15 protein-coding genes are annotated in these 20,000 nt (G+C 72.9%); 7 read left to right on the top strand and 8 right to left on the bottom strand.

The window, feature by feature from the left end; translation table 11 throughout:
* Nucleotides 1-133: 133 nt before the first annotated feature.
* Entirely contained in the window at nucleotides 134-721 is a 588-nt protein-coding gene (locus HHX30_RS24990) for a TetR/AcrR family transcriptional regulator (RefSeq protein ID WP_311922856.1), read from the bottom strand.
* 97 nt (nucleotides 722-818) lie between these two features.
* On the opposite strand from HHX30_RS24990, the gene HHX30_RS24985 reads away from it, so the two are divergent.
* Nucleotides 819-1,259 carry a DoxX family protein gene (locus HHX30_RS24985; protein WP_169984416.1) on the top strand — a complete coding sequence of 147 codons (441 nt, stop codon included), beginning with the start codon at nucleotides 819-821 and terminating at the stop codon, nucleotides 1,257-1,259.
* Between the two features lie 64 nt (nucleotides 1,260-1,323).
* Entirely contained in the window at nucleotides 1,324-2,211 is an 888-nt protein-coding gene (locus tag HHX30_RS24980) for a VOC family protein (RefSeq protein ID WP_169984415.1), read from the top strand.
* Nucleotides 2,212-2,315: 104 nt separating this feature from the next.
* Here HHX30_RS24980 and HHX30_RS24975 read toward each other — a convergent pair whose 3' ends face one another.
* From HHX30_RS24975 to HHX30_RS41940, 5 genes are all read right to left on the bottom strand, one after another.
* Nucleotides 2,316-2,963, bottom strand: a complete 648-nt coding sequence (locus HHX30_RS24975; protein ID WP_169984414.1) for a hemerythrin domain-containing protein — start codon at nucleotides 2,961-2,963, stop codon at nucleotides 2,316-2,318.
* Between the two features lie 70 nt (nucleotides 2,964-3,033).
* Nucleotides 3,034-6,357 (bottom strand): BTAD domain-containing putative transcriptional regulator, encoded by a 3,324-nt coding sequence (locus HHX30_RS24970; RefSeq protein WP_169984413.1) that lies wholly within the window; start codon nucleotides 6,355-6,357, stop codon nucleotides 3,034-3,036.
* Between the two features lie 39 nt (nucleotides 6,358-6,396).
* Nucleotides 6,397-7,716 (bottom strand): amidohydrolase family protein, encoded by a 1,320-nt coding sequence (locus HHX30_RS24965; protein WP_169984412.1) that lies wholly within the window; start codon nucleotides 7,714-7,716, stop codon nucleotides 6,397-6,399.
* 112 nt (nucleotides 7,717-7,828) lie between these two features.
* Complete coding sequence (gene mctP, locus HHX30_RS24960) at nucleotides 7,829-9,415, bottom strand: monocarboxylate uptake permease MctP (protein WP_169984411.1); 1,587 nt, start codon at nucleotides 9,413-9,415, stop codon at nucleotides 7,829-7,831.
* Nucleotides 9,412-9,633, bottom strand: a complete 222-nt coding sequence (locus HHX30_RS41940) for a DUF3311 domain-containing protein (RefSeq protein ID WP_310742053.1) — start codon at nucleotides 9,631-9,633, stop codon at nucleotides 9,412-9,414. Before HHX30_RS41940 ends, mctP begins: the two co-directional genes overlap by 4 nt.
* Nucleotides 9,634-9,872: 239 nt before the next feature.
* Between HHX30_RS41940 and HHX30_RS24950 the strand changes: the two genes are divergently transcribed.
* The 4 genes from HHX30_RS24950 to HHX30_RS24935 all read left to right on the top strand — a co-directional run bounded on the left by HHX30_RS24950 (nucleotide 9,873) and on the right by HHX30_RS24935 (nucleotide 15,303).
* Nucleotides 9,873-10,400 carry a DUF1697 domain-containing protein gene (locus tag HHX30_RS24950; RefSeq protein ID WP_169984410.1) on the top strand — a complete coding sequence of 176 codons (528 nt, stop codon included), beginning with the start codon at nucleotides 9,873-9,875 and terminating at the stop codon, nucleotides 10,398-10,400.
* A 46-nt stretch (nucleotides 10,401-10,446) separates the two neighbouring features.
* Nucleotides 10,447-11,343: a hypothetical protein gene (locus HHX30_RS24945; protein ID WP_249350411.1), complete on the top strand. Its 897-nt coding sequence runs from the start codon at nucleotides 10,447-10,449 to the stop codon at nucleotides 11,341-11,343.
* A 13-nt stretch (nucleotides 11,344-11,356) separates the two neighbouring features.
* Nucleotides 11,357-12,985, top strand: a complete 1,629-nt coding sequence (locus HHX30_RS24940; protein WP_169984408.1) for an ABC-F family ATP-binding cassette domain-containing protein — start codon at nucleotides 11,357-11,359, stop codon at nucleotides 12,983-12,985.
* A 98-nt stretch (nucleotides 12,986-13,083) separates the two neighbouring features.
* Nucleotides 13,084-15,303 carry an NACHT domain-containing NTPase gene (locus tag HHX30_RS24935; protein ID WP_169984407.1) on the top strand — a complete coding sequence of 740 codons (2,220 nt, stop codon included), beginning with the start codon at nucleotides 13,084-13,086 and terminating at the stop codon, nucleotides 15,301-15,303.
* Here HHX30_RS24935 and HHX30_RS42810 read toward each other — a convergent pair.
* Together HHX30_RS42810 and HHX30_RS24925 are read right to left on the bottom strand one after the other, a co-directional pair.
* Nucleotides 15,276-15,773 (bottom strand): NUDIX domain-containing protein, encoded by a 498-nt coding sequence (locus tag HHX30_RS42810; protein ID WP_311922855.1) that lies wholly within the window; start codon nucleotides 15,771-15,773, stop codon nucleotides 15,276-15,278. The two genes, HHX30_RS24935 and HHX30_RS42810, sit on opposite strands and share 28 nt — an antisense overlap.
* A 126-nt stretch (nucleotides 15,774-15,899) precedes the next feature.
* Nucleotides 15,900-17,579: a CocE/NonD family hydrolase gene (locus tag HHX30_RS24925; protein WP_211592474.1), complete on the bottom strand. Its 1,680-nt coding sequence runs from the start codon at nucleotides 17,577-17,579 to the stop codon at nucleotides 15,900-15,902.
* Between the two features lie 282 nt (nucleotides 17,580-17,861).
* Here HHX30_RS24925 and HHX30_RS24920 point away from each other — a divergent pair, with 282 nt between their 5' ends.
* Nucleotides 17,862-19,997, top strand: a complete 2,136-nt coding sequence (locus HHX30_RS24920) for an anthranilate synthase component I (RefSeq protein ID WP_169984406.1) — start codon at nucleotides 17,862-17,864, stop codon at nucleotides 19,995-19,997.
* Nucleotides 19,998-20,000: the final 3 nt, after the last annotated feature.

Here is a 20,000-nt window from a genome sequence, read left to right as displayed (position 1 = left end):
TTCGAGGAGAGCATAGGGATCGCTCCACGCCCCGGCATAGTCACAATTCCGGCAGCTCTTATAGGGGCGATCGAGCAGGACGACCCGGGTTGCCGGGGTCACAGGGCGGAGCCCGCGACCCGCGTGACGCCGCCTACTGCGATCCGGTCCTGCCCAGGGAACCGAAGACGAGCTCGACGAGCGCGCGGGCGATCGTCTCCGGATCGCCCTCGGCGCTCTCCGGCAGGGAGCCGCTGAGCCACAGGCCGGCGAAACCGTGGGCGAGCGACCACGCCGCGATCGTGGTCAGCCGGTCCTGCGCGGGGCTCGGCGACACCGTGCCCGCGCTGGTGACGAGCACGTGGGCGGCACGCTCACGCGCCGATCGCATCCCCGGATCGTCCGCGCGATACAGCTCCGGACGGAACATCACCTCGAAGTAGGGCCTGTGGTCGATGGCGAAGCGCACGTAGGCCACCCCCACCGCGAAGACGTCGTCCCCGGCCGCGCGTTCCAGGCTGTCGGCGAACAGTTCGAAGCCCTCGGCGGCCACGGCCGTCAGCAGTCCCGTCTTGTCGCCGAAGTGGTGCGCGGGCGCGGCGTGCGAGACGCCCGCACGGCGGGCCAGCTCACGCAGGCTCCATCCGGCCGGACCGGACTCGCCGATGGCCTGGAGGGCGGCGTCGATGACGGCCCGCCGCAAATTGCCGTGATGGTAGGCCGGCTCGTTGATCTCGCTCACCTCCGCGCTGGGCTGCCTCTGGGCGGCCCACTCTATCTTGACGTTGACAAGATACTGAACCTCCTCCAATCTAGCCAATGACAAGATTGGAGGAGGGATGGTTCCCTTCATCGCCCTCGTCGGGGGTTTCGCCGCCCTGCGGCTGCTGGGCCTGGCCGGCGTCGACATGCTGGACGGCTGGCAGCCCGCACTGCGCGGCGCTCTGGCGTTGATGTTCGTCTTCACCGGTGTGCCGCACTTCCTGCCCTCGTGGCGTCGGGACTTCGTCGCCATGATCCCCGCGGCGTTCCCCCGGCCCGCCCTGCTGGTCACCCTCACCGGGGTGCTGGAGCTGGCCGGCGCGGCCGGACTGCTGCTGCCGCCGACCGCGCCGTACGCCGCGATCGGGCTCGCGCTGCTCATGATCGCCATGTTCCCGGCCAACGTGTCGGCGGCGCGGCGCGGCCTCACCCTGGCGGGAAAGCCGGTGACTCCGCTGCCCGCACGCACCGCCCTGCAGGTGCTCTTCGTCGCCGCCGCCGTCGCGGCGGCCGTGTGAACCAGAGCCGATCACTGCCAGGCGCGCGGGACGCGCGCCTCGACGAGCCCCAAGGAACACGATCATGAATGCTCCCGGTACGGCCCCCGACGTCGACCACATCGATCACACCGTGCTCATCACCACCGACCTCGCCGCGGCGTCGGCCCGTTACGAGGCCCTCGGCTTCACGCTCAGCCCCGTCTCCCCGCATCTGCTCGCGGAGCGGCCCGGTGGCCCCCTGACGCCCACCTGCACCGCCAACCGGTGCGCCTATTTCGGGCAGTCCTTCATCGAACTGCTCGGCATCGTCGACCCGGCCGCCCCCGACCCCTGGGGCGTCCACCACCTGCGGGAGACCTACAGGGGCCTGCTGGTGACCCTCGGCTCCCGCGACATCCACGCGACGGCACGGCGGCTGCGCACGGCGGGGCTGGCCTCCACCGGGATCAGGGCGCTGGAGCGTGAGGTGCCGACCCCCGAGGGGCCGCGGACCGTACGCGCCGACAGCGTCCGCATCGACGCCGTCCACACCCCCGAGGGCGCCCTGCAGGCCACGCAGCACTTCACCCCCCAGTACGTCCACCAGCCCCGCTATCTCGATCACCCCAACGGCGCGGTCGGCGTGCACAGCGTGCTGCTGGTCGTCCCGGACGACGAGGTGGACACCCACGAGGAGCGCTATGCGAAGCTGCTCGACGCCGGCGTGTGGATCGAGGGCCCCAAGCGCGTGCTGTCCCTGCGGCACGGCCGAGTGGAGATCGCCCCGCGAGCCGCCCTCGACGACCTGCTGCCCGGGCACTCCCTTCCCGCAGTGCCCCTGCTGGCCGCCCACACCGTCGCCGTGAGGGACGTGACAGCCGCGCGCGGGCTCATCGAGGCCGGCGGGATCCCCACCCGGGCCACTCCCGACGGCTTCTACGTCTCGGCCCAGGACGCGTGCGGCGTCCCGCTCGCCTTCACGCAGAGCTGACGGCCCGGCGGCACCTCCGCCAGGGGGAGGCGCGCCGGGCACCGTCTGCGTCGCGGGGGTGGTGACCGCGGCTCAGCCGTACACCTGCTCAGCCGTACACCTGATCAGCCGTAAACCTGGGAGACCCGGCGCTCGTAGGCGCGGCGCCAGGAGAGCCGGTAGAGGATCCGCATGATCGCCGGGGCGGTCCTGAAGATGTGTTCGCGGTCGGCGGGGGCGGCCACGTCGACCAGCCAGGCGGCGAGCATCGGGAGGTCACGGCCGTGGCTCTTGCCGACCTTCTTGCCCGACTCCTCCCACCAGTCCGCGCTGACGTGCTCCCTGATCAGCGGGACGACCTCGGATTCCTCCAGGTCGAGGTGGGTGTTGAGCAGCCGGTCGAGCGCGCGCAGGTCCGTGGCGACCTCGCGGACGGGCCGGCCGCCGGCGGAGAGCCTGCCGATGACGGCGTCCATCTCCTGGTGGTCGGCCTCCAGCCGGTCCAGCACCGCGCGGGCCTCCGGGACGAGGCCGCGCAGCAACGGCCAGATCGCCTCGTCCTCCTCGGTGTGGTGGTGGTGCAGGGCGCGCAGCAGCAGCGCGAGGTGCTCGTCGACGACCGCGCGGCGCCGCTCGTCGCGGGGGTCGCAGCGGTCGAGGACCTCGGCCAGCCTGCCGAACTCGCGCCGCAGGCCGGCGTGGAAGACGAGGAACGTGACGAGGTCGGGAGCGGGTTCACCCGGTCGGCGCCGGGTCTGCGTCGGTGTTGTCATGGCCCCACGATGCGGGACCCGCCTTCACCGCGACTCAACGCCGGCTTGCGGCCCGCTCTCCGCCCGGTCGTCACCCGCGTACGGCCTCGCGTTGGGCCGCGATGCGCGCCGCCCACCAGGTCAGCCCGGCCGCCGCGCACCGCTTCCCGGCCGCCTCCAGGTGCGCCCGCGCCGTCTCCGGATCGGCGGTCCGGCCCAGGTGGGCCAGCCGCCCCAGGAAGTAGCCGACCGGCCCGGCGCAGAACGTCCCGGCCCCGAAGGCGATCCTGTCCTCGTACGGCATGAGCCTGCGATAGGTCCGGGCGCACGCCTCGTGGTCGCCCGCGACGATCTGGGCCTCGCCCAGCAGGCATATCCCGGGCAGTTCGCCGAAGTCACGCGGAAGCGCGTGCCAGCCCTGCTCGCGCGCAGCCGCGGCCGGCGCGCGGTCGCCCCGCCAGTCCCCGAAGAGCACGCCCATCACCTGCCGGTGGGCCGGGAAGGGGGAATACTGCTCCATCAACTCCTCGACGCCGTCGGTCTCCCGCATCGTGAACTGCCGGGCGAGCAGCGCGGAGGCGAGCACGGTGCTCGTGTACCAGAGGTTGAGCCGCTCGCCCGCCTCCGCCGCCGCGGCGTACGCCTCGCCCGAGCCGTCGAAGTCGCCCTCCAGCAGGCGCCGGGCGCCCGCGTACATGAACTGCTGGAACCGCGGCCAGGGCAGGTCGAGCCGCTGGACCAGCACGGCCGCCCGCTCGGCGGCCCGGTCGGCCCCGGCCACGTCGAACAGCTCCATCCGGGAACGTTCCCTGATCATGTGGCCGAGCAGTTCGAACCCGGGCGGCCCGAGCCGGGTGAGCTCCTCGCCGATGGCGTCGATCTCCGGTATGCGCTCCGGCAGGTGCACACCGAGGAAGCGCGCGTTGAGCGTGAACCCGAGCAGCTCCTCGCCCGCCTCGCCCCGCGCGACCAGGCGGCGGGCCATCGCCAGCGCCTCGGCGGTGGCCGTGTCGCACCGGGGATCGGCCGAGCTGTCGTAACGTTCCATCCCCAGGCAGCCGAGCAGCCGGCAGCGCAGCTCGGAGTCCTCCTCGGGCAGGGCGGCCAGCGCGTCCTCGATCCGCCGCACCACCTGCAGCTCCATGTCGCCGTACGCGTACATCTTCCACAGCGCGGGAGCGTCGAGGCTGGTCAGCGCGCGGGCGGCGAGCAGCGGATCACCCGGCCCGTCGGCCGCGAGCACCGCCTCCACCCTGGTCTGCCGGGCCGAGACGCCGTCGCCGGCGGCGAGCTGCGCGCGGACCAGCTCCAGCAGCAGTTCCACGTGCCCGGCCGGGTCCGCGCCGGGCAACGTCCCGTGCGCCTCGACCGCGCGCCGCCACCACTGCGCGGCATCCTCGTAGGCGTGCCGGCCGGCCGCCTGCCGCGCGGTGGCCGAGGCCCAGCGCACCGCGTCGGCCGCGGCGCCCGGCCCGGCGGCCAGCGCGTGCCTGGCGAGGACCGCGAGGTCGGCCCCCGGCCGTAGCCGGAGCGCCCGCAGCGCGGCCAGGTGGAGCCCGGCCCGGCGGCGCGGCGGGATGTCGGCGTAGACCGTCTCCCGGATGAGGTCGTGGGTGAAGCGCAGGTCCTCGTCGAGGACGCGGATGGCGGTCGCCGCGTCGAGCGCCTCGTCCACGTCCGTGCCCGAGGCGTCCCCGACGACCTCGGCCAGCAGCCGCCGGTCCGCGCCCGTGCCGAGCACGGCCGCCGCGTCGATCGCGGGACGGTACGGGGCGGGCAGGTCGAGCAGGCGGCGGCGCAGCACGTCGGCCAGGCCCTCGGGCACCCCGGTGAGCGCCCGCTCGATGCCCTGGTCCTCGGCCAGGCGGAGGGTCTCGCGGATGAACAGCGGGTTGCCCCGGGTGCGCTCGGCGAGCGCCGCCACGGCCGCCGCGTCGCGCAGCCCGGACATCTCGGCGACCGCGGCGGGGTCGAGCCCGGCCAGCGGCAGGCGGAGGGCGTCGTGCCGCCCGAGCAGGCCGAGCGCGTCGTGCACCGCGGCCGGCCCCTCGCCGGACCGTACGGTGACCACGATCGCGACCTTGCCGCGCAGCAGCATCGGGAGGTCGGACAGCAGGCCGAGCGACGCCGTGTCGGCCCACTGGAGGTCGTCGATCACCACGAGCAGCGGCCGGTCGGCCGCGGCCGTCCCCAGGTACGCCGCGGTGGCCTGGTGCAGCCGGAACCGGGCCTCGCCCGCCTCGGCCGGCCGATCGCCGGGCCGCGCGGTGTCGTCTCGACCGGCGGTCTCGTGTCGCGCGGCGGTGCCCTCTCGCGCGGTGGCGCCGTCTCGCGCGGTGTCGCCGAGCAGGACCCGCAGGGCGGCGGCCTGGGCAGGGGAAGGGGGCACCCGGGCCGTGAGATCCCTGACGACCTGCTGCCACGGCCACAGGGCGGGCGCGCCGGAGGTCTCGTGGCACCTGCCCCACGCGACCAGCCAGCCCTCGGCGGCCCGCCGCTCGGCGAACGCCTCCGTCAGCCACGTCTTGCCGATCCCCGGTTCACCGGAGATCGCCACGATCCTCGGCCTTCCGCCGGCCACGTCGCGCGCCAGCTCGCCGAGCCGGTCGAGCTGCGTGCCCCGGCCGACGGCCCGCCGCTCCGGCCGGTCCGCCCCCGGCGCCTCGACCGGTGCGGCGGGGCCCCGCCGCACGTGGCCGGGGCCGTCGAGGGCCGGGTCCTGGGCGAGGATCGCCTCCTCCAGCCGCCGCAGCGCCGGGCCGGGGTCGAGGCCGAGTTCGTCGGCCAGGCGGGCCCGGGCCGTACGCAGCGCCTCCAGGGCGTCCGCCTGCCGTCCGAGGGCGTAGAGCGTGCGGGCGAGCAGCTCCCACAGCCCCTCGCGCAGGGGGTGCGCGGCCACCAGGGCCTCCAGCTCGCCCACCACGTGCGGGTCGCCGACCCGCCCGGCCAGGAGCCGTTCCCGCGTCACGAGGTGGGCCTCGGCGAGCCGCTCGATCTCCGGCCGGAGCCAGGGCACGTCGCCGAACTCCTCGTACGGCATGCCGCGCCACAGGGCCAGCGCGCGTTCGGGCTCGCCGGCCTGGGCCAGGCGGACGAACTCCTCCGCGTCCACCTCGTGCGGCCCGAGCGCGTACCCGGGAGGGCGGCTGAGGAGCACGGACGACGGCGTGCGGGGAGCGCGGCCGGGTTCGAGCACCCGGCGCAGGGTGGAGATGTAGCTGTGCAGCGTGTTCTGGGCGCGCGGTGGCGGCGCGCCGTCGTACAGATCGTCGAGGATCGCGTCCACCGACACGGTCGCGCCCCTGGCGATCAGCAGACGGGCCACCAGCAGCCGGGGCCGTGGCCCGCCGAGGTCGACGGGAACGCTGTCGACGTACGCCTCGACCGGGCCGAGCACCCGGAACATGACCGCCATGCCGGGATTGTGCCACGATCACCGGTCGGCATCGCGGCGTCAGGCGACGGGCATCGCGGGCACGGCTTCGCGGAGGTGGGCGAGGCTCGCCTTCGCGGCGTCCATCGCCCGCCCGACCGGCCCGGTGAGCACGCCATCCCGCTTGACGACCACGCCGTCGCAGACGACCGTGCGGACCAGCCCGGGGTGGCCGGCGAGGACGACGGCCGCGCGGGGGTCGAGCGCCGGCGCCACGGCGGGGGTGTCGGCCGCGAGCACGATCAGGTCGGCCCGCCTGCCGGGCGTGAGGCTGCCGGTGACGCCCGCGAGCCCGGCCACCGCGGCGCCGTCGGCGGTGACCATCCGCAGCAGGTCGCCGGCGGTCAGCGGCGCCGGGTCCTGGGTGAACCTGTGGTGGGCCAGGGCGGCGCGCATCTGCGTGAACATGTCTCCGGAGGTGGCGACCTCGGTGTCGGCGCTGAGGCCGGTGACGACGCCCGCCCGCAGGAGCCGGCCGGTCGCCGGTGTGCCGAGCCCGGGCATCGTCATCTCGATGAACGGCGACACGCTCGCGGTCGCGCCCGCGCCGGCGGCGGCCTTCAGCTCGTCGTCGCCGGTCGCGCTCGCGTGGACCAGGGTCACCGTCTCGTCGAGCAGGCCTTCGTCGTGCAGCCACCCGACGCTGCCGGTCTTGCCGGCGGAGCCGACGTGCATGGTGACTCGCAGGCCGAGCTCCCGCGCGAGCAGCAGGTCGCGCCGGGTGGCGGCGGGGGCCGACATCTCGGGGCCGCGCGCCGCCAGGGCCATCGTGACGCGGGCGGTGTCGTCGCGGAGCACGTCCCTGACGCGGCGGACGTCGGCGGGAAGCTCCGCGTCGCTGTGGTCGCCGACCCAGTGGAGCGGATCGACCTGCGGCCAGCCGTAGGCGAAGACGCCCCGGATCCCGCTGTCGCGCAGCGCGGCCACGGCGGCGTCGCTGTGCTCGGGGGTGTTCTGGATGTGGGACCAGTCGACCAGCGTGGTGATCCCCGACTCCAGCGCGCCGAGCGCGCCGAGCAGGGTGCCCGCGTAGACGTCCTGCGGCCGGAAGTTCGGCCCGAGCTGGAGGAACGCGGCCCCGAGGTAGTCCATCAGGCTCCAGTCGAGCCCGATGTGGCGCAGCGCCGACTGCCAGGTGTGGCGGTGGGTGTCGACCAGCCCCGGCATCACCACGCAGCCGGTGGCGTCCACGACGTCGGCGCCCGGGGGGATCTCGGCGGCGGGACCGGCCGAGACGATCACGCCGTCGCGGACGACGACGTCGGCGGGGCCGTCCGGGAGGGCCGGGTCCATGCAGAGCACGTGACCGCCGGTGACGACCAGGTCGTTGCTGAGAGGCATCCTTGGCTCCTTCGGTGTTCGAGGTGATGCCTCTTTGTCCCACCGCGCACTTGTGGCCGACTCCACGCGGGGCGTCGCGCCGCGTCAAGCCGGCCACAAGTCGGCAGGGAGGTCAGGCCGTGGGCGCCGTCGTCTCCAGTTCGTGGACGCGCGGGTCGCCCTGGTCGGCGAAGTAGTCCCCTGGCCGGGTGCCGTCCGGGCCGTCCGCGCTCTTGAGCGCGCGGGCCACGACGGTCCCGAGCACGGCGACGACCAGGTTCACGATCAGCGCGAGGAAGCCGGCGTACACCGTGATCTTGGTGTCGAACCCGAACTGCGACAGTGGGAAGGCCGAGCCGCCGAAGTGGGCGTGGTTGGTGGCCGGGTTGGCGATGTTGTACAGCAGCAGCATCCCGGCCGCCATGCCGGCGGCCCAGCCGGCGATCAGGCCGCCCCGGTGGAACCACCGGGTGTAGAGCCCGAGGCCCACCGACGGGAGCGTCTGCAGGATGATGACTCCGCCGATGAGCTGCAGGTCGATCGAGAACTGCGGGTCGATGAGCAGGATGCACAGCACCGCGCCCACCTTCACGACCAGCGACGCGACCTTGCTGACCGTGGCCTCCTGGGCGGGGGTCGCGTTCCGGTTGACGTACTCCTTGTAGATGTTGCGGGAGAACAGGTTGGCCGCGGCGATCGACATGATGGCGGCGGGAACGAGCGCGCCGATGCCGACCGCGGCGAATGCGACCCCGGCGAACCAGTCGGGGAACATCGCGTCGAACAGCCGCGGCACGATCGTGTTGTTGTCCTTGCCGATGGGGGTGATCCCGGCCGCGATGGCCATGTAGCCCAGCAGCGCGATCAGGCCGAGCAGCAGACTGTAGGCCGGCAGGGCCGACATGTTCCGCTTGATGACGTTCCGGTTGCGCGAGGCGAGGATGCCGGTGACGCTGTGCGGATACAGGAACAGCGCCAGCGCCGAGCCGAACGCGAGTGTGACGTACTGGAGCTGGTTGTTCGCGTTGAGCGTGATGCCGCCGCTGCCCGCGGCGTCGAACTTGGCCTTCGCGGCGTCGAAGACCGAGCCCATGCCCCCCAGCTTCGCCGGGATGTAGATGATCGCGACCAGGATCACCAGGTAGATCAGCGAGTCCTTGACGAACGCGATCAGCGCGGGGGCGCGCAGCCCGGACTGGTAGGTGTAGGCCGCGAGGATCGCGAACGCGATGATCAGCGGCAGGTCGCCCGTCAGCCCCATCGTCTTCAGCACCGCCTCGATGCCGATGAGCTGCAGCGCGATGTACGGCATGGTCGCGACGATGCCGGTGATCGCCACGAGCAGCGCCAGGGTGGGGGAGCCGAAGCGCACCCGGACGAAGTCGGCCGGCGTGACGAGGTTGTGCACGTGCGAGACCGACCACAGCCGGACCAGCACGAGCATCACCATCGGGTAGACGACCACCGTGTAGGGCACGGCGTAGAAGCCCATGGCGCCCGCGCCGAAGATCAGCGCGGGCACGGCCACGAACGTGTACGCCGTGTAGAGGTCGCCGCCGATCAGGAACCAGGTGATCCAGCTGCCGAAGCTTCGGCCGCCGAGGCCCCATTCGTTCAGGCTGGCGAGGTCGTCCGGACGGCGCCAGCGGGCGGCCACGAAGCCCAGGCCGCTCACGACCAGGAACAGGATCGTGAAGATGACGATCTCGGTGGTCTTCACCGGTTCCTCCTCGTCGCGCGGTAGACGAGGGTGGTCGTGGTGACGCCGAGGATGATGAAGGCGAGCTGTAGCCAGTAGAACAGCGGGATGCCGAACAGCCGCGGTTCCACCGCGTTGAACAGGGGCGGGAGGAGCGGGATCACGATCGGCAGCAGGAGCAGCCAGTTGAGCGGACTGTAGTCCGGGCTTCGGCCGCGGTCGTCGCGGGGGGTCGTCACACGTTCTCCAATCGGACACGGACCAGGCGTGCCCGGCAGTTCCGCGTGACGGGCCGTCACGCGGACCAGCGGGACGGTTACTCGGCGGCAGCGTAAGGAAGCCCGGGTAACAGGGAGATCACCGATCGCCGAACGGTCGTGTTGGCGCGCCCAGCGACGACTACGCAGATGACAATCCGATACCTGACGCTGTCTGACAGGAACGGGCGATAGCCTCCCGGCCGGAAGGAGGCGATGCGATGCGGTACGTGGCGCTGCTGCGCGGCATCAACGTCAGCCCCGCCACCACGGTGGCGATGGCCGATCTGCGGGCACTGCTGGAACGGCTCGGATACGGGAACGCGCGCACGCACCTGCGCAGCGGGAACGCCCTGTTCACGGCGGACGGGGACGCCGAGTCGATCTCCGCCGCGATCGGGCGCGGGCTTCAGGAGGAGCTCGGCCTGTCCGCCGCCGTGATCGTCCGTACGGCCGAGCAGCTTCGCGCCGTGGTGGAGCGCAACCCCCTGGAGGTCCGGGACCCCGCCCGGTTCGCCGTGGTCTTCCTGGCCCGGCCGCCGGACCGGGAGGGGCTGGCGAGCATCGATCCGGCGGCGTACGCCCCCGAGGAGATGCGGATGGGCGAGCGGGAGCTCTACGTCTACTTCCCCGACGGGCTGCGGCGTCCCAAGCTGCCGCCTCTCATGGAGAAGTATTCGACCGGCCCGGCGACCATGCGCAACTGGAACACCGTCACCCGCCTGCTCTCGCTCGCCGAGGACCTCTAGGAAACTCGGGTGACCGGGGCCGGAACGGCGCGTCACCATGATTGCGATGACGACACCGAACCAGCCGTACCGCTGGAACCTGATCCGGCCCGACCGGCTCGGCACCCTCCTCGACGGGCGCCCCGAGCCCGCCCTGCCCTATCCGGACGACCTGGTCGAGTGCGGCGCGAAGATCCTGGCCCGCAGCGGGAACGGCGACGTGCACTTCGTTGGCCGTTCCGCCGACAGCGTCTTCGACCTGCTGTCCGGCGCGCTGTCGGCCACCTCGCGCCCGGACCGTGTGCGACTGCTGCCGTTCTCCTACCGGTTCGAGGAGCCGCTGCGGCCCCATGAGATCCGCCAGCTGCGCGTCAACCTCGCGGCCGCGGGCGTCAGCCCGCACGCCCTCGCCCGCCGCAGGCGGCCGATCGTGTTCGCCGACCTCGTTCACCGGGGATACACCTTCACCCATCTCTACGCGCTTCTGCGCGACTGGATCGACGACGAGCACGAGGCGTGGGACGTGATCCGGCTGAAGCTGCGCTTCCTCGGCGTCACCGAACGCCAGAAGACCAGCCCGAAGACATGGCGCTGGTGGCAGGACTGTGCCTGGACGGCGGAACTGCCCCGCAGCGGCGTCACCAATGTCTCCGTCGACCGCTTCGTCTGGTTCTACCTCGGCGACCATCAGCAGAAGCTGACCGCGTCTTTCCGCCGCACTCGCTGGGCCGACGAGACCGTCGCCCGGCCACGGCACGACAAGAAGACCCTGGACGCCCTGGCCGAAGCCGTCGCCGTCGCCGGGCTCGGGCGAACCCCGCAGGTCCGTACCGCGCTCGCCCGCGTCATGGCCCGGGAGCCGTCGTTCGGGGAACCGTGGCTGCGCTCGCTCGCCCTCGAACTCAGGCACGGCTCCCCATCCGGGCGCCACGCCGTCCGGCGGGGTTCACGCGGGACCCAGTAGGGTCGGTGTCCTGATGAGCGCCACTCTTGTCGCGAAGGAGCTCGCCGCCGGGCACGGCGAGCGCGTCCTGTTCGCGGATCTCGATCTGGTCGTCGCGCCCGGGGACGTCGTGGGGCTGGTGGGGGTGAACGGCGCCGGCAAGTCGACGCTGCTGCGCCTGCTGGCCGGCCTCGACGCGCCCGAGCACGGCGGCGTACGGCTCAGCCCGCCCACCGCCAACGTCGGGCATCTGCCGCAGGAGCCGGAACGGCGGCCCGGTGAGACCGTCGCCGCCTTCCTCGCCCGTCGCACCGGGGTCGCCGCCGCGCAGCGGGCGCTCGACGCGGCCACCGAGGCGCTCGTGGGCGGCGATCCCGGCGACGCGTACGCCGAGGCCCTCGACCGCTGGCTCGCCCTCGGCGGCGCCGACCTGGAGGAGCGGGCCGCGGAGGTGGCGGCCGACCTCGGGCTCATGGTCGGCCTGGAGCAGGAGATGACGTCCCTGTCCGGCGGCCAGGCGGCCCGGGTGGGGCTGGCCTCGCTGCTGCTCAGCCGTTACGACGTGTTCCTGCTCGACGAGCCCACCAACGACCTCGACCTCGACGGCCTGGACCGGCTCGAACGCTTCGTGACGGGACTGCGCGCCGGGACCGTGGTCGTCAGCCACGACCGCGAGTTCCTCGCCCGTACGGTCAACAGGGTGGTCGAGCTCGACCTGGCCCAGCGGCAGGTCCGTGCGTACGGCGGCGGGTACGACGCCTACCTGGAGGAGCGCGAGGTCGCCCGCAGGCACGCGCGCGAGCAGTACGAGGAGTACGCCGACACCAGGGCGTCCCTGGAGTCCCGCGCCCGGGCCCAGCGCGCCTGGATGGAGAAGGGCGTCAAGAACGCGCGCCGCAAGGCCCCCGACGGCGACAAGATCGGGCGGAAGTTCCGCACCGAGGCGACCGAGAAGCAGGCGGCCAAGGCCCGGCAGACCGAGAGGCTGATCGAGCGGCTGGATGTCGTCGAGGAGCCGCGCAAGGAGTGGGAGCTGCGGATGGAGATCGCCGCCGCGCCCCGCTCCGGGGCCGTGGTCGCGACGCTGCGCGGCGCGCTCGCGCGACGTGGCGGCTTCACGCTCGGGCCCGTCGACCTGCAGATCGACTGGGCGGACCGGGTCGCGATCACCGGTGCGAACGGCTCAGGCAAGAGCACCCTGCTCGGCGTGCTGCTCGGCCGGATCCCCCTCGACGAGGGGACGGCGGCGCTCGGTCCCGGTGTGGTGGTCGGCGAGGTCGACCAGGCGCGCGCCCTGTTCGAGGGCGACGAGCCGCTGCTCGGCGCGTTCGGCGCGCTCGTCGACCTGCCGCCCGCCGACGTCCGCACGGTGCTGGCCAAGTTCGGCCTGCGGGCCGACCACGTGCTCCGCCCGGCGGCCACGTTGTCGCCGGGCGAGCGAACGAGGGCGGCCCTCGCCCTCCTGCAGGCCCGAGGGGTCAACCTGCTCGTCCTGGACGAGCCCACCAACCATCTCGACCTTCCGGCGATCGAACAGCTGGAGTCCGCGCTCGACTCGTACACGGGGACCCTGCTGCTCGTCACCCACGACCGGCGCATGCTGAAGGCCGTCCACACGACACGCCGATTGGTCGTCGAGGTCGGCCGCGTCCACGAAGGCTGAAAGCCCGGTCGCGTACGCGCTTGCGCCGATGCGCGGCCCAAAACGACCGGTCATATCTCGTTCTCGCCAGATAGATCGCGCGATGTCACCATGTGGGAATGAGGGGCTGGGCCGGCTGGCGCCGCGTCGTGCTGCCCGCCGCGGGAGTGGTCGCGGTCGCCGGGATCGGCTATGGGCTCACCGCGCTCTCCGAGTCGGACGTGGCGGTCAACTGGGCACAGCTCGCCAGCGTGGCCCTCGGTGTTTTCGCGCTCGTCCCTCCCCTGGTCAGCACCTGGCGACGGCGGCAGCCGGGCGGCACGAGCACGATCGAGCAGATCGATCGTGCCGAGCGGACGCTGCGGGTGCTCGTGCACGAGCAGTGGCGCGAGGAGATCGCGATGCGCGATCTCGACGAGCCGGCCCGGCTGCCGGTCCGCTGGAGGATCTCCGGTCTCGACGTGATGGACCAGGACGAGCGCGTCGACGGGCTGCGGCTGCTGCGCTCGTGGTTCGGCTTCGGGCGGGTGCGCTTCGAGGGGCGCACCGACCGGATGCCGGAGATCGCCGGCCGGTTCCGCAAGCTCGCCCGGCGCCGGCTGGTGATCCTCGGCGAGGCCGGCATGGGCAAGACGACGCTGGCCGTGCTCCTGCTCAGGGAGCTGCTGATGGAGCCCCAGCCCGGCGATCCGGTCCCCGTGCTGCTGTCGATGTCCGGGTGGGATCCGGCGGCCGAGCCCGTCCACCGGTGGCTGGGCAGACGGCTGAGGGAGAACTACCCGGCGCTGCGCGCCCCCGAGCTGGGTCCGGACGCGGCTCGTGGACTGGTCACCTATCGGCGGATCCTCCCGGTCCTGGACGGCCTGGACGAGTTGCCCGACGCGGTGCGGCCGAAGGTGATCAACGCGCTGAACGCCGCCTCGGCCGTCGAGTCGCTCATCCTCACCTGCCGCACGGCCGAGTACGTGACGGCCGTCAACCTCCGCGACGGCGCCGCGCTCGCCGGTGCGGCCGTCATCGAGCCGAGGCCCGTGAAGAGCTCGGACGTCATCTCGTACCTCCGCGACCGGCTCGCTCCCGGGCAACGGGCCGACTGGATCGGCCTGCTGTCCGCGTTGAAGGCCGACCCGGACGGCCCGCTGCCCGAGGCCCTCTCCACGCCGCTTGTCGTGTGGCTGCTGCACAAGGTGTACGTCGAGACCCGCGCGAACCCCGCCCCGCTGTACGACACCGAGCGCTTCCCGACGGCGGCCGCCGTCACCGACCACCTGCTCGACAACCTCGTCCAGGCGAGCTTCGCGGCCACGCCGCCCGACGACGATCCCAACGAACGGCACGAGCACGACCACCCGTTCCGTTCACAGCGGACGTGGGATCCGGACGAGGCCCGCCGGTGGCTGTCGTTCGTCGCCCATCACATGTCGGCGATCGGCACCAGGGACTTCCACTGGTGGCACCTCCACCGTGCGATCTCACGACGCTGGAGCATTCTCGTCGGAGGCGTGACCATCGGACTGTCCGTCGGCGTCACCGTGGGACTGACCAGCGACGCCGTGGTGGCGCTGCGTAGCCCGCACGAAGGCAGCCTCCGGGACGCGCTCCTGTTCGGTCTCGCCGGGGGACCGGTGGGCGGGCTCGTCGGGGGCCTCACCGGCGGGCTCATCCTGGAGCGTCTGAAGGGCTACACGTTGGAGCCGGCGTACGCCAACCTGCGCTGGCGCGGCAATGCCGGCCGGCTCGCCGGGCAGCTCACGCTCGGGCTGGTCACGGTGCTCCCGGTCGGCATGATCGCGGCGTTCGCGCTGTGGCGGGTCGCGGGGATGTCCTCGCGGGTCGACGGCCTGATCCCCTATGCGCTCGTCATCGGCGCCATCGGCGGTCTCACTCTCGGGCTCAACAAGTGGGTGACGACCCCCCTCACGAACGACCGGCCGCAGGGCCCGCTGATCACGCTGCGGCGGGACATCCAGCTCGTATACGGGCGATCCCTCACCTTCGGGCTGGCGCTGGGCCTCGCGTTCGGCTTCGCCGGGACGCTCGTGGACGGTTTCTCCGGGCTGCTGCGCGGCGCCGAGGCCGGGGTCGCCTTCGGGCTCGCGGGCGGTGTCGTGTTCACGCTCACGTTCGGGTTCACGGGAGCCAGCTCCATCTACCTCGTCGCCGTCGCCATGCTCCGCGCCCGCGGACGGATCCCGCTACGGCTGATGAGCCTTCTGGAGGACGCCCATCGCGTGGGGCTGCTCCGGCAGGTGGGACCCGTGTACCGGTTCCGGCACGAGAAGCTGCAGGACCGTCTGGCCCACCTTCACGCTCACAGCGCTCGGTCTGAGCCGAAATAGCGGGCCACGACCCGCGTGTGCAGCGGGAACGCCAGCTCCTGAGGGCCGTCGATCACCAGCCACTCGCTGGTCTCCGCGGTGCGCGCGACCGGCGGGAGGGCGTCCGTGGTCGTACGCGCCCCGAGGCCGAAGATCAGCACGGTGCCGTCGGGCGCGCTGACCGCGTCGAGCAGCCGGATGCCGGCCGCGTCGGCCACGACGCCCGTCTCCTCACGGAGTTCCCGTACGGCGGCCTGCTGCCAGGACTCGCCGATGTCGACGAAGCCGCCGGGGAGGGCGAGCAGGCCGCGGTGCGGCTCGACGTCCCGGCGGACGACGAGAAGGCCGTCGTCCACCGGAAGCACCATGACCGCGACCGGCAGGGGGTTGAGGTAGCTGGTGTTGCCGCACTCCTGACAGGTCCTCGGCCAGGGCAGGCCGGGCGCGTAGGCCGCTCCGCAGAAGGAACAGTGGGAGTTCCTGATCGCCACGATCGCGAGGGTAGCAGTGCCCGAAAGCGGACGCTGGGCGCGACGGTCGGCTCAGGTGCCGATCCTGGGGTGGCCGGCGTCGTCCGGGTGCGACGACGGCTCGTGGTGCCGGAGCCATGAGCCGGCTCAGGGGAGCATGGGGAGGATCACGGCCGAGGGATGGCGGGGGTCGTGCAGGATCTCCTGGTCCGAGGCGACCATGGGGGTGCCGGCCGTCAGCGGCGCGCCGGTGCCCGGGTTGCGCGCGATGCGCGGGTAGGCCCCGCTCGCCACCTGCACCCGGACGCGGTGGCCGCGGCGGAACCGGTGACCCATCGGCCACAGGTCGATCTCCACCCGGCGCACGCCGTCCTCGTCGGCCCGCAGCTGCGGCGTCAGCCGGCGCACGCCCTCGCAGACGTTCATCGACGCGCCGTCGGGGTGCACGTCGCACACCCGCACGACGAAGTCCGTGTGTTCCCTGCTGGTACGCACGAACAGCTCGGCGCTCACCGGGCCGATCATGTCGGTGTCCCGGTCGAGCGCCTCCGAGGTGTACACGAGCACGTCACGCCGGGCCTCCAGCCGCCGGTTGTCCCTCGGCTCGGAGTTGCCGATCAGCACCGGGCCGCCGATCACCGGCGTCGGGTGCGCGGGGTCGTAGCGGTAACGGTCCGGTTCGCCGCCCGCCGGGTTGTCCGGAGACAGGGCGAAGCCCGGCTGCAGGTGCCAGCGCTCGCGCCGCATGCCGGGCGGCGGCCAGTCCGGTTCGTCCCGCCACCGGCCCGCGCCGGTGACGTACAGGCGGACGGGGGAGTGGCGCAGCCCCGAGGGGTCGCCGAGCAGGTGGGCGCGGAACCACGCCAGGGCGTCGGCGTTGGCCGCCCGCCCGTGGCGGATGTCGGCGTGGTACCACGGCCCGATCGTGAGGTGGGGCCGCCGCCCGGCCGCCCGCAGCGCCGCGTAGTCCTTGAGCTGCCAGGGCAGGAACACGTCATACCAGCCGCCGGTCATCGTGATCTCGGCGCCGACCTCCCCAACCGACGCGGAGAAGTCCCTCTTGTCCCAGTACGTGCAGAGGGCCTCGCCGTGGTGGGCCACCAGTTCCCGGAAGAAGGGCAGCGGCCTGCCCGCCGACAGCACGTCGAGCTCGGGCAGCGGGTGGCCCGACAGGCCCGACAGCACGGCCCGCCGCGTGCGCCGGGGCGCGGTGAACGCGGCCATGCCGCTCAGCCTGCCCTCCAGATGCGCGGTGAGCGTCGTCCAGATCAGCGTGGACTCCAGCGCGAACGACCCGCCGACGTACGCGGCGTCGCGGAAGCACGAGGCGGTCACCTGGACGGCCATCGCCCGCAGGTCGGGGGTCTGCGCCGCGATCGCCCACTGGGTGTAGCCCAGGTAGGAGGGCCCGTGCATGGCGAAGCCGCCGCCGTACCACGACTGCGCCCGCATCCACTCGACCGTCGCCAGGCCGTCCTCCTGCTCGTGGACCAGGGGATCGAGCCGGCCGCCCGAGCCGAAACCGCCCCGGCAGCTCTGCAGCACGACCTGGAACCCGTGCCGGGCGAAGGTCCAGCCGTACATCCAGCCGACCACGCCGCCCCGCCCGTACGGCGTGCGGATCAGGATCGTCGGCGGCCGGTCGGCGCCCACCGGGGTGTAGTGGTCGGCCAGGAGGGTCACGCCGTCCGGCATCGGCACGGGCACGTCGCGGCGCACCCGGACCCGGTGGCCCGGCGGACCGCTCGGGCCGCGCGGCCCCCCCGGTCCGCCCGATCCCTCCGGGACGCCGCGGTGCGATGGCAGTCCGGCCGGCACGCGGACCATGACGCTCCTCCTTTTCCGGCCCGGGCCGCGTCGCGCGCCCGGCCGAGAGTGGAGTTCCGACCAGTAACAGAATATCTATCCGGTGCTCGCGCTTCCAGCGGCGTCGCGTTGCATGATCGCGGCTCCCGCGGCTACCCTTACCGCATGCGAACTCTCGCACCCTCCCAGTGGTGGCGCCGCTAGCAGGCGGCGTTTTCGCATTCTTATTGGAGACCGGCCGCCCCGTGAGAGGCGGCCTTCTGTATGTCCGCCCCGGGGCATACGTAAAAAGGGGCGTGCACAGTGGAGATCAGCGGATATACCACGGCCGGCGGCATCGCGGTCGAGCGCCGGGTACGCGAGGTGCCCGAGGAGGCGCTGGAGGAGATCGTCACGTCGCTGGGGGAGCGGCGCGGCGGCGCCTTCTCCTCCGGCATGGACTACCCGGGCCGTTACAGCAGATGGGCCTTCGGCTACGTCGACCCCTGCCTGGAGATCGTGGCGCGCGGCCGGCGGATATCCGCCCGGGCGCTCAACGAGCGCGGCGAGGTCGTGCTGCCCGCCGTCGCCTCCTGCCTGCTGGCCGCGGGCAAGCCGGACAATGAGCCGACCCCCGGCTACGTCGAGGTGCACGTCGCCGAGTCCGAGGACCTGCTGCCCGAGGAGATGCGCAGCCGCCGTCCCACCGTCTTCACCGCCATCCGCGAGATCATCGCGGCCTTCCGGTCCGACGACCCCCACCTCGGCCTGTACGGCGCCTTCGGCTACGACCTGGCGTTCCAGTTCGAGCCGATCCGCTACCGCCTGACCCGGCCCGGCGACCAGCGCGACCTGGTGCTGCACCTGCCCGACCGGCTCGTCGTGATCGACCGGGTCCGCGAGACCAGCGTGGAGCACTGCTACGAGTTCACCGTGGACGGCGTCTCCACCGGCGGCCTGGAGCGCACCGGCGAGGCGGTCCCCCTGGCCACGCCCCGCGAGATCCCGCCGGACCCGGTGCGGGGGACCTACGCCGACGTCGTCGCCAAGGCCAAGGAGAAGTTCCAGCGCGGCGACCTGTTCGAGGTCGTCCCCGGCCAGATCTTCCACGGCGCCTGCACCGACCCCGCCGCCTTCTACCGGTCGCTGCGCACGGAGAATCCCGCGCCGTACGAGTTCCTGCTCAACCTCGGCGACGGCGAGCACCTGGTCGGCGCCTCGCCCGAGATGTACGTCCGGGTGAGCGGCGACCGGGTCGAGACCTGTCCGATCTCCGGCACGATCGCCCGGGGGGCCAACCCGGTCGAGGACGCAGAGGCCATCCGCACGCTCCTGTCCAGCGTGAAGGAGGAGTCGGAGCTGACCATGTGCACGGACGTGGACCGCAACGACAAGTCGCGCATCTGCGTCCCGGGCAGCGTCCGGGTGATCGGCCGCCGCCAGATCGAGATGTACTCCCGGCTGATCCACACCGTCGACCACATCGAGGGCCGGCTGCGCCCCGAGTTCGACGCCCTCGACGCGTTCCTCACCCACATGTGGGCCGTCACCGTCACCGGCGCCCCCAAGACGTGGGCCATGCAGTTCATCGAGGACCACGAGGAGACCACGCGGCGCTGGTACGGCGGCGCCGTCGGCTTCATCGGCTTCGACGGCTCGATGAACACCGGCCTGACCCTGCGCACCGCGCAGATCCGCGAGGGCGTCGCCACCGTGCGGGCCGGGGCCACGCTGCTGTACGACTCCGACCCCGAGGCCGAGGAGCGGGAGACCGAGCTCAAGGCCAGCGCCCTCCTCGGCGCGCTCGCCGCGGCCGCCCGCCCCCGGGACGAGGCGCGGGCGGAGCCCAGGGCCGACCTGCCGGGCGAGGGCCACCGCGTGCTGCTCGTGGACCACGAGGACTCCTTCGTCAACACCCTCGCCGACTACTTCCGCCAGCAGGGCGCCTCGGTGGTCACGCTGCGGCACGGCTTCCCGCTGGACAAGCTCGACGAGATCGCGCCCACGCTCGTCGTTCTGTCGCCCGGCCCCGGCTGGCCGTCCGACTTCGGCTGCTCGGCGCTGATCGAGGCGCTGTACGCCAGGAGGCTGCCGGTGTTCGGGGTGTGCCTCGGCCTGCAGGCCATGGTCGAGCAGGCGGGCGGCACGCTCGAACTGCTGCCGTACCCGGAGCACGGCAAGCGCGGCCGGGTCCGCCGCGAGGGCGACAGCGCGCTGCTCGACGGGCTGCCCGGCGAGTTCGTCGCGGCCCGCTACCACTCCCTGCACGCCAAGGAGCCGGGGGTCAGGGGCTTCCGGGTCACCGCGTCCACCCAGGACGGCGCGGCCATGGCGATCGAGGACACCGACAACCTTCGTTTCGGCGTGCAGTTCCACCCCGAGTCGATCCTGACCACGCAGGGCGGCGCCGGGGCGAGGATCATCGCGAACGTCCTGCGGCTTTGCGCGCGCCATGACTGAGTA

This window comes from Microbispora sp. H10836 (assembly GCF_012999525.1).
In the GTDB taxonomy this organism is placed as follows: domain Bacteria; phylum Actinomycetota; class Actinomycetes; order Streptosporangiales; family Streptosporangiaceae; genus Microbispora.
The sequence above is the reverse complement of the archived record's forward strand: the minus strand, read 5'-3'. Positions and strand labels throughout refer to the sequence as shown.

Coding starts and splice junctions, on each gene's coding strand:
- HHX30_RS24935 (WP_169984407.1), top strand. CDS start 13,084: ATGAGGGGCTGGGCCGGCTGGCGCCGCGTCGTGCTGCCCGCCGCGGGA.
- HHX30_RS24975 (WP_169984414.1), bottom strand. CDS start 2,963: ATGACAACACCGACGCAGACCCGGCGCCGACCGGGTGAACCCGCTCCC.
- HHX30_RS24940 (WP_169984408.1), top strand. CDS start 11,357: ATGAGCGCCACTCTTGTCGCGAAGGAGCTCGCCGCCGGGCACGGCGAG.
- HHX30_RS24985 (WP_169984416.1), top strand. CDS start 819: ATGGTTCCCTTCATCGCCCTCGTCGGGGGTTTCGCCGCCCTGCGGCTG.
- HHX30_RS24925 (WP_211592474.1), bottom strand. CDS start 17,579: ATGGTCCGCGTGCCGGCCGGACTGCCATCGCACCGCGGCGTCCCGGAG.
- HHX30_RS24945 (WP_249350411.1), top strand. CDS start 10,447: ATGACGACACCGAACCAGCCGTACCGCTGGAACCTGATCCGGCCCGAC.
- HHX30_RS24970 (WP_169984413.1), bottom strand. CDS start 6,357: ATGGCGGTCATGTTCCGGGTGCTCGGCCCGGTCGAGGCGTACGTCGAC.
- HHX30_RS24980 (WP_169984415.1), top strand. CDS start 1,324: ATGAATGCTCCCGGTACGGCCCCCGACGTCGACCACATCGATCACACC.
- HHX30_RS24950 (WP_169984410.1), top strand. CDS start 9,873: ATGCGGTACGTGGCGCTGCTGCGCGGCATCAACGTCAGCCCCGCCACC.
- HHX30_RS24965 (WP_169984412.1), bottom strand. CDS start 7,716: ATGCCTCTCAGCAACGACCTGGTCGTCACCGGCGGTCACGTGCTCTGC.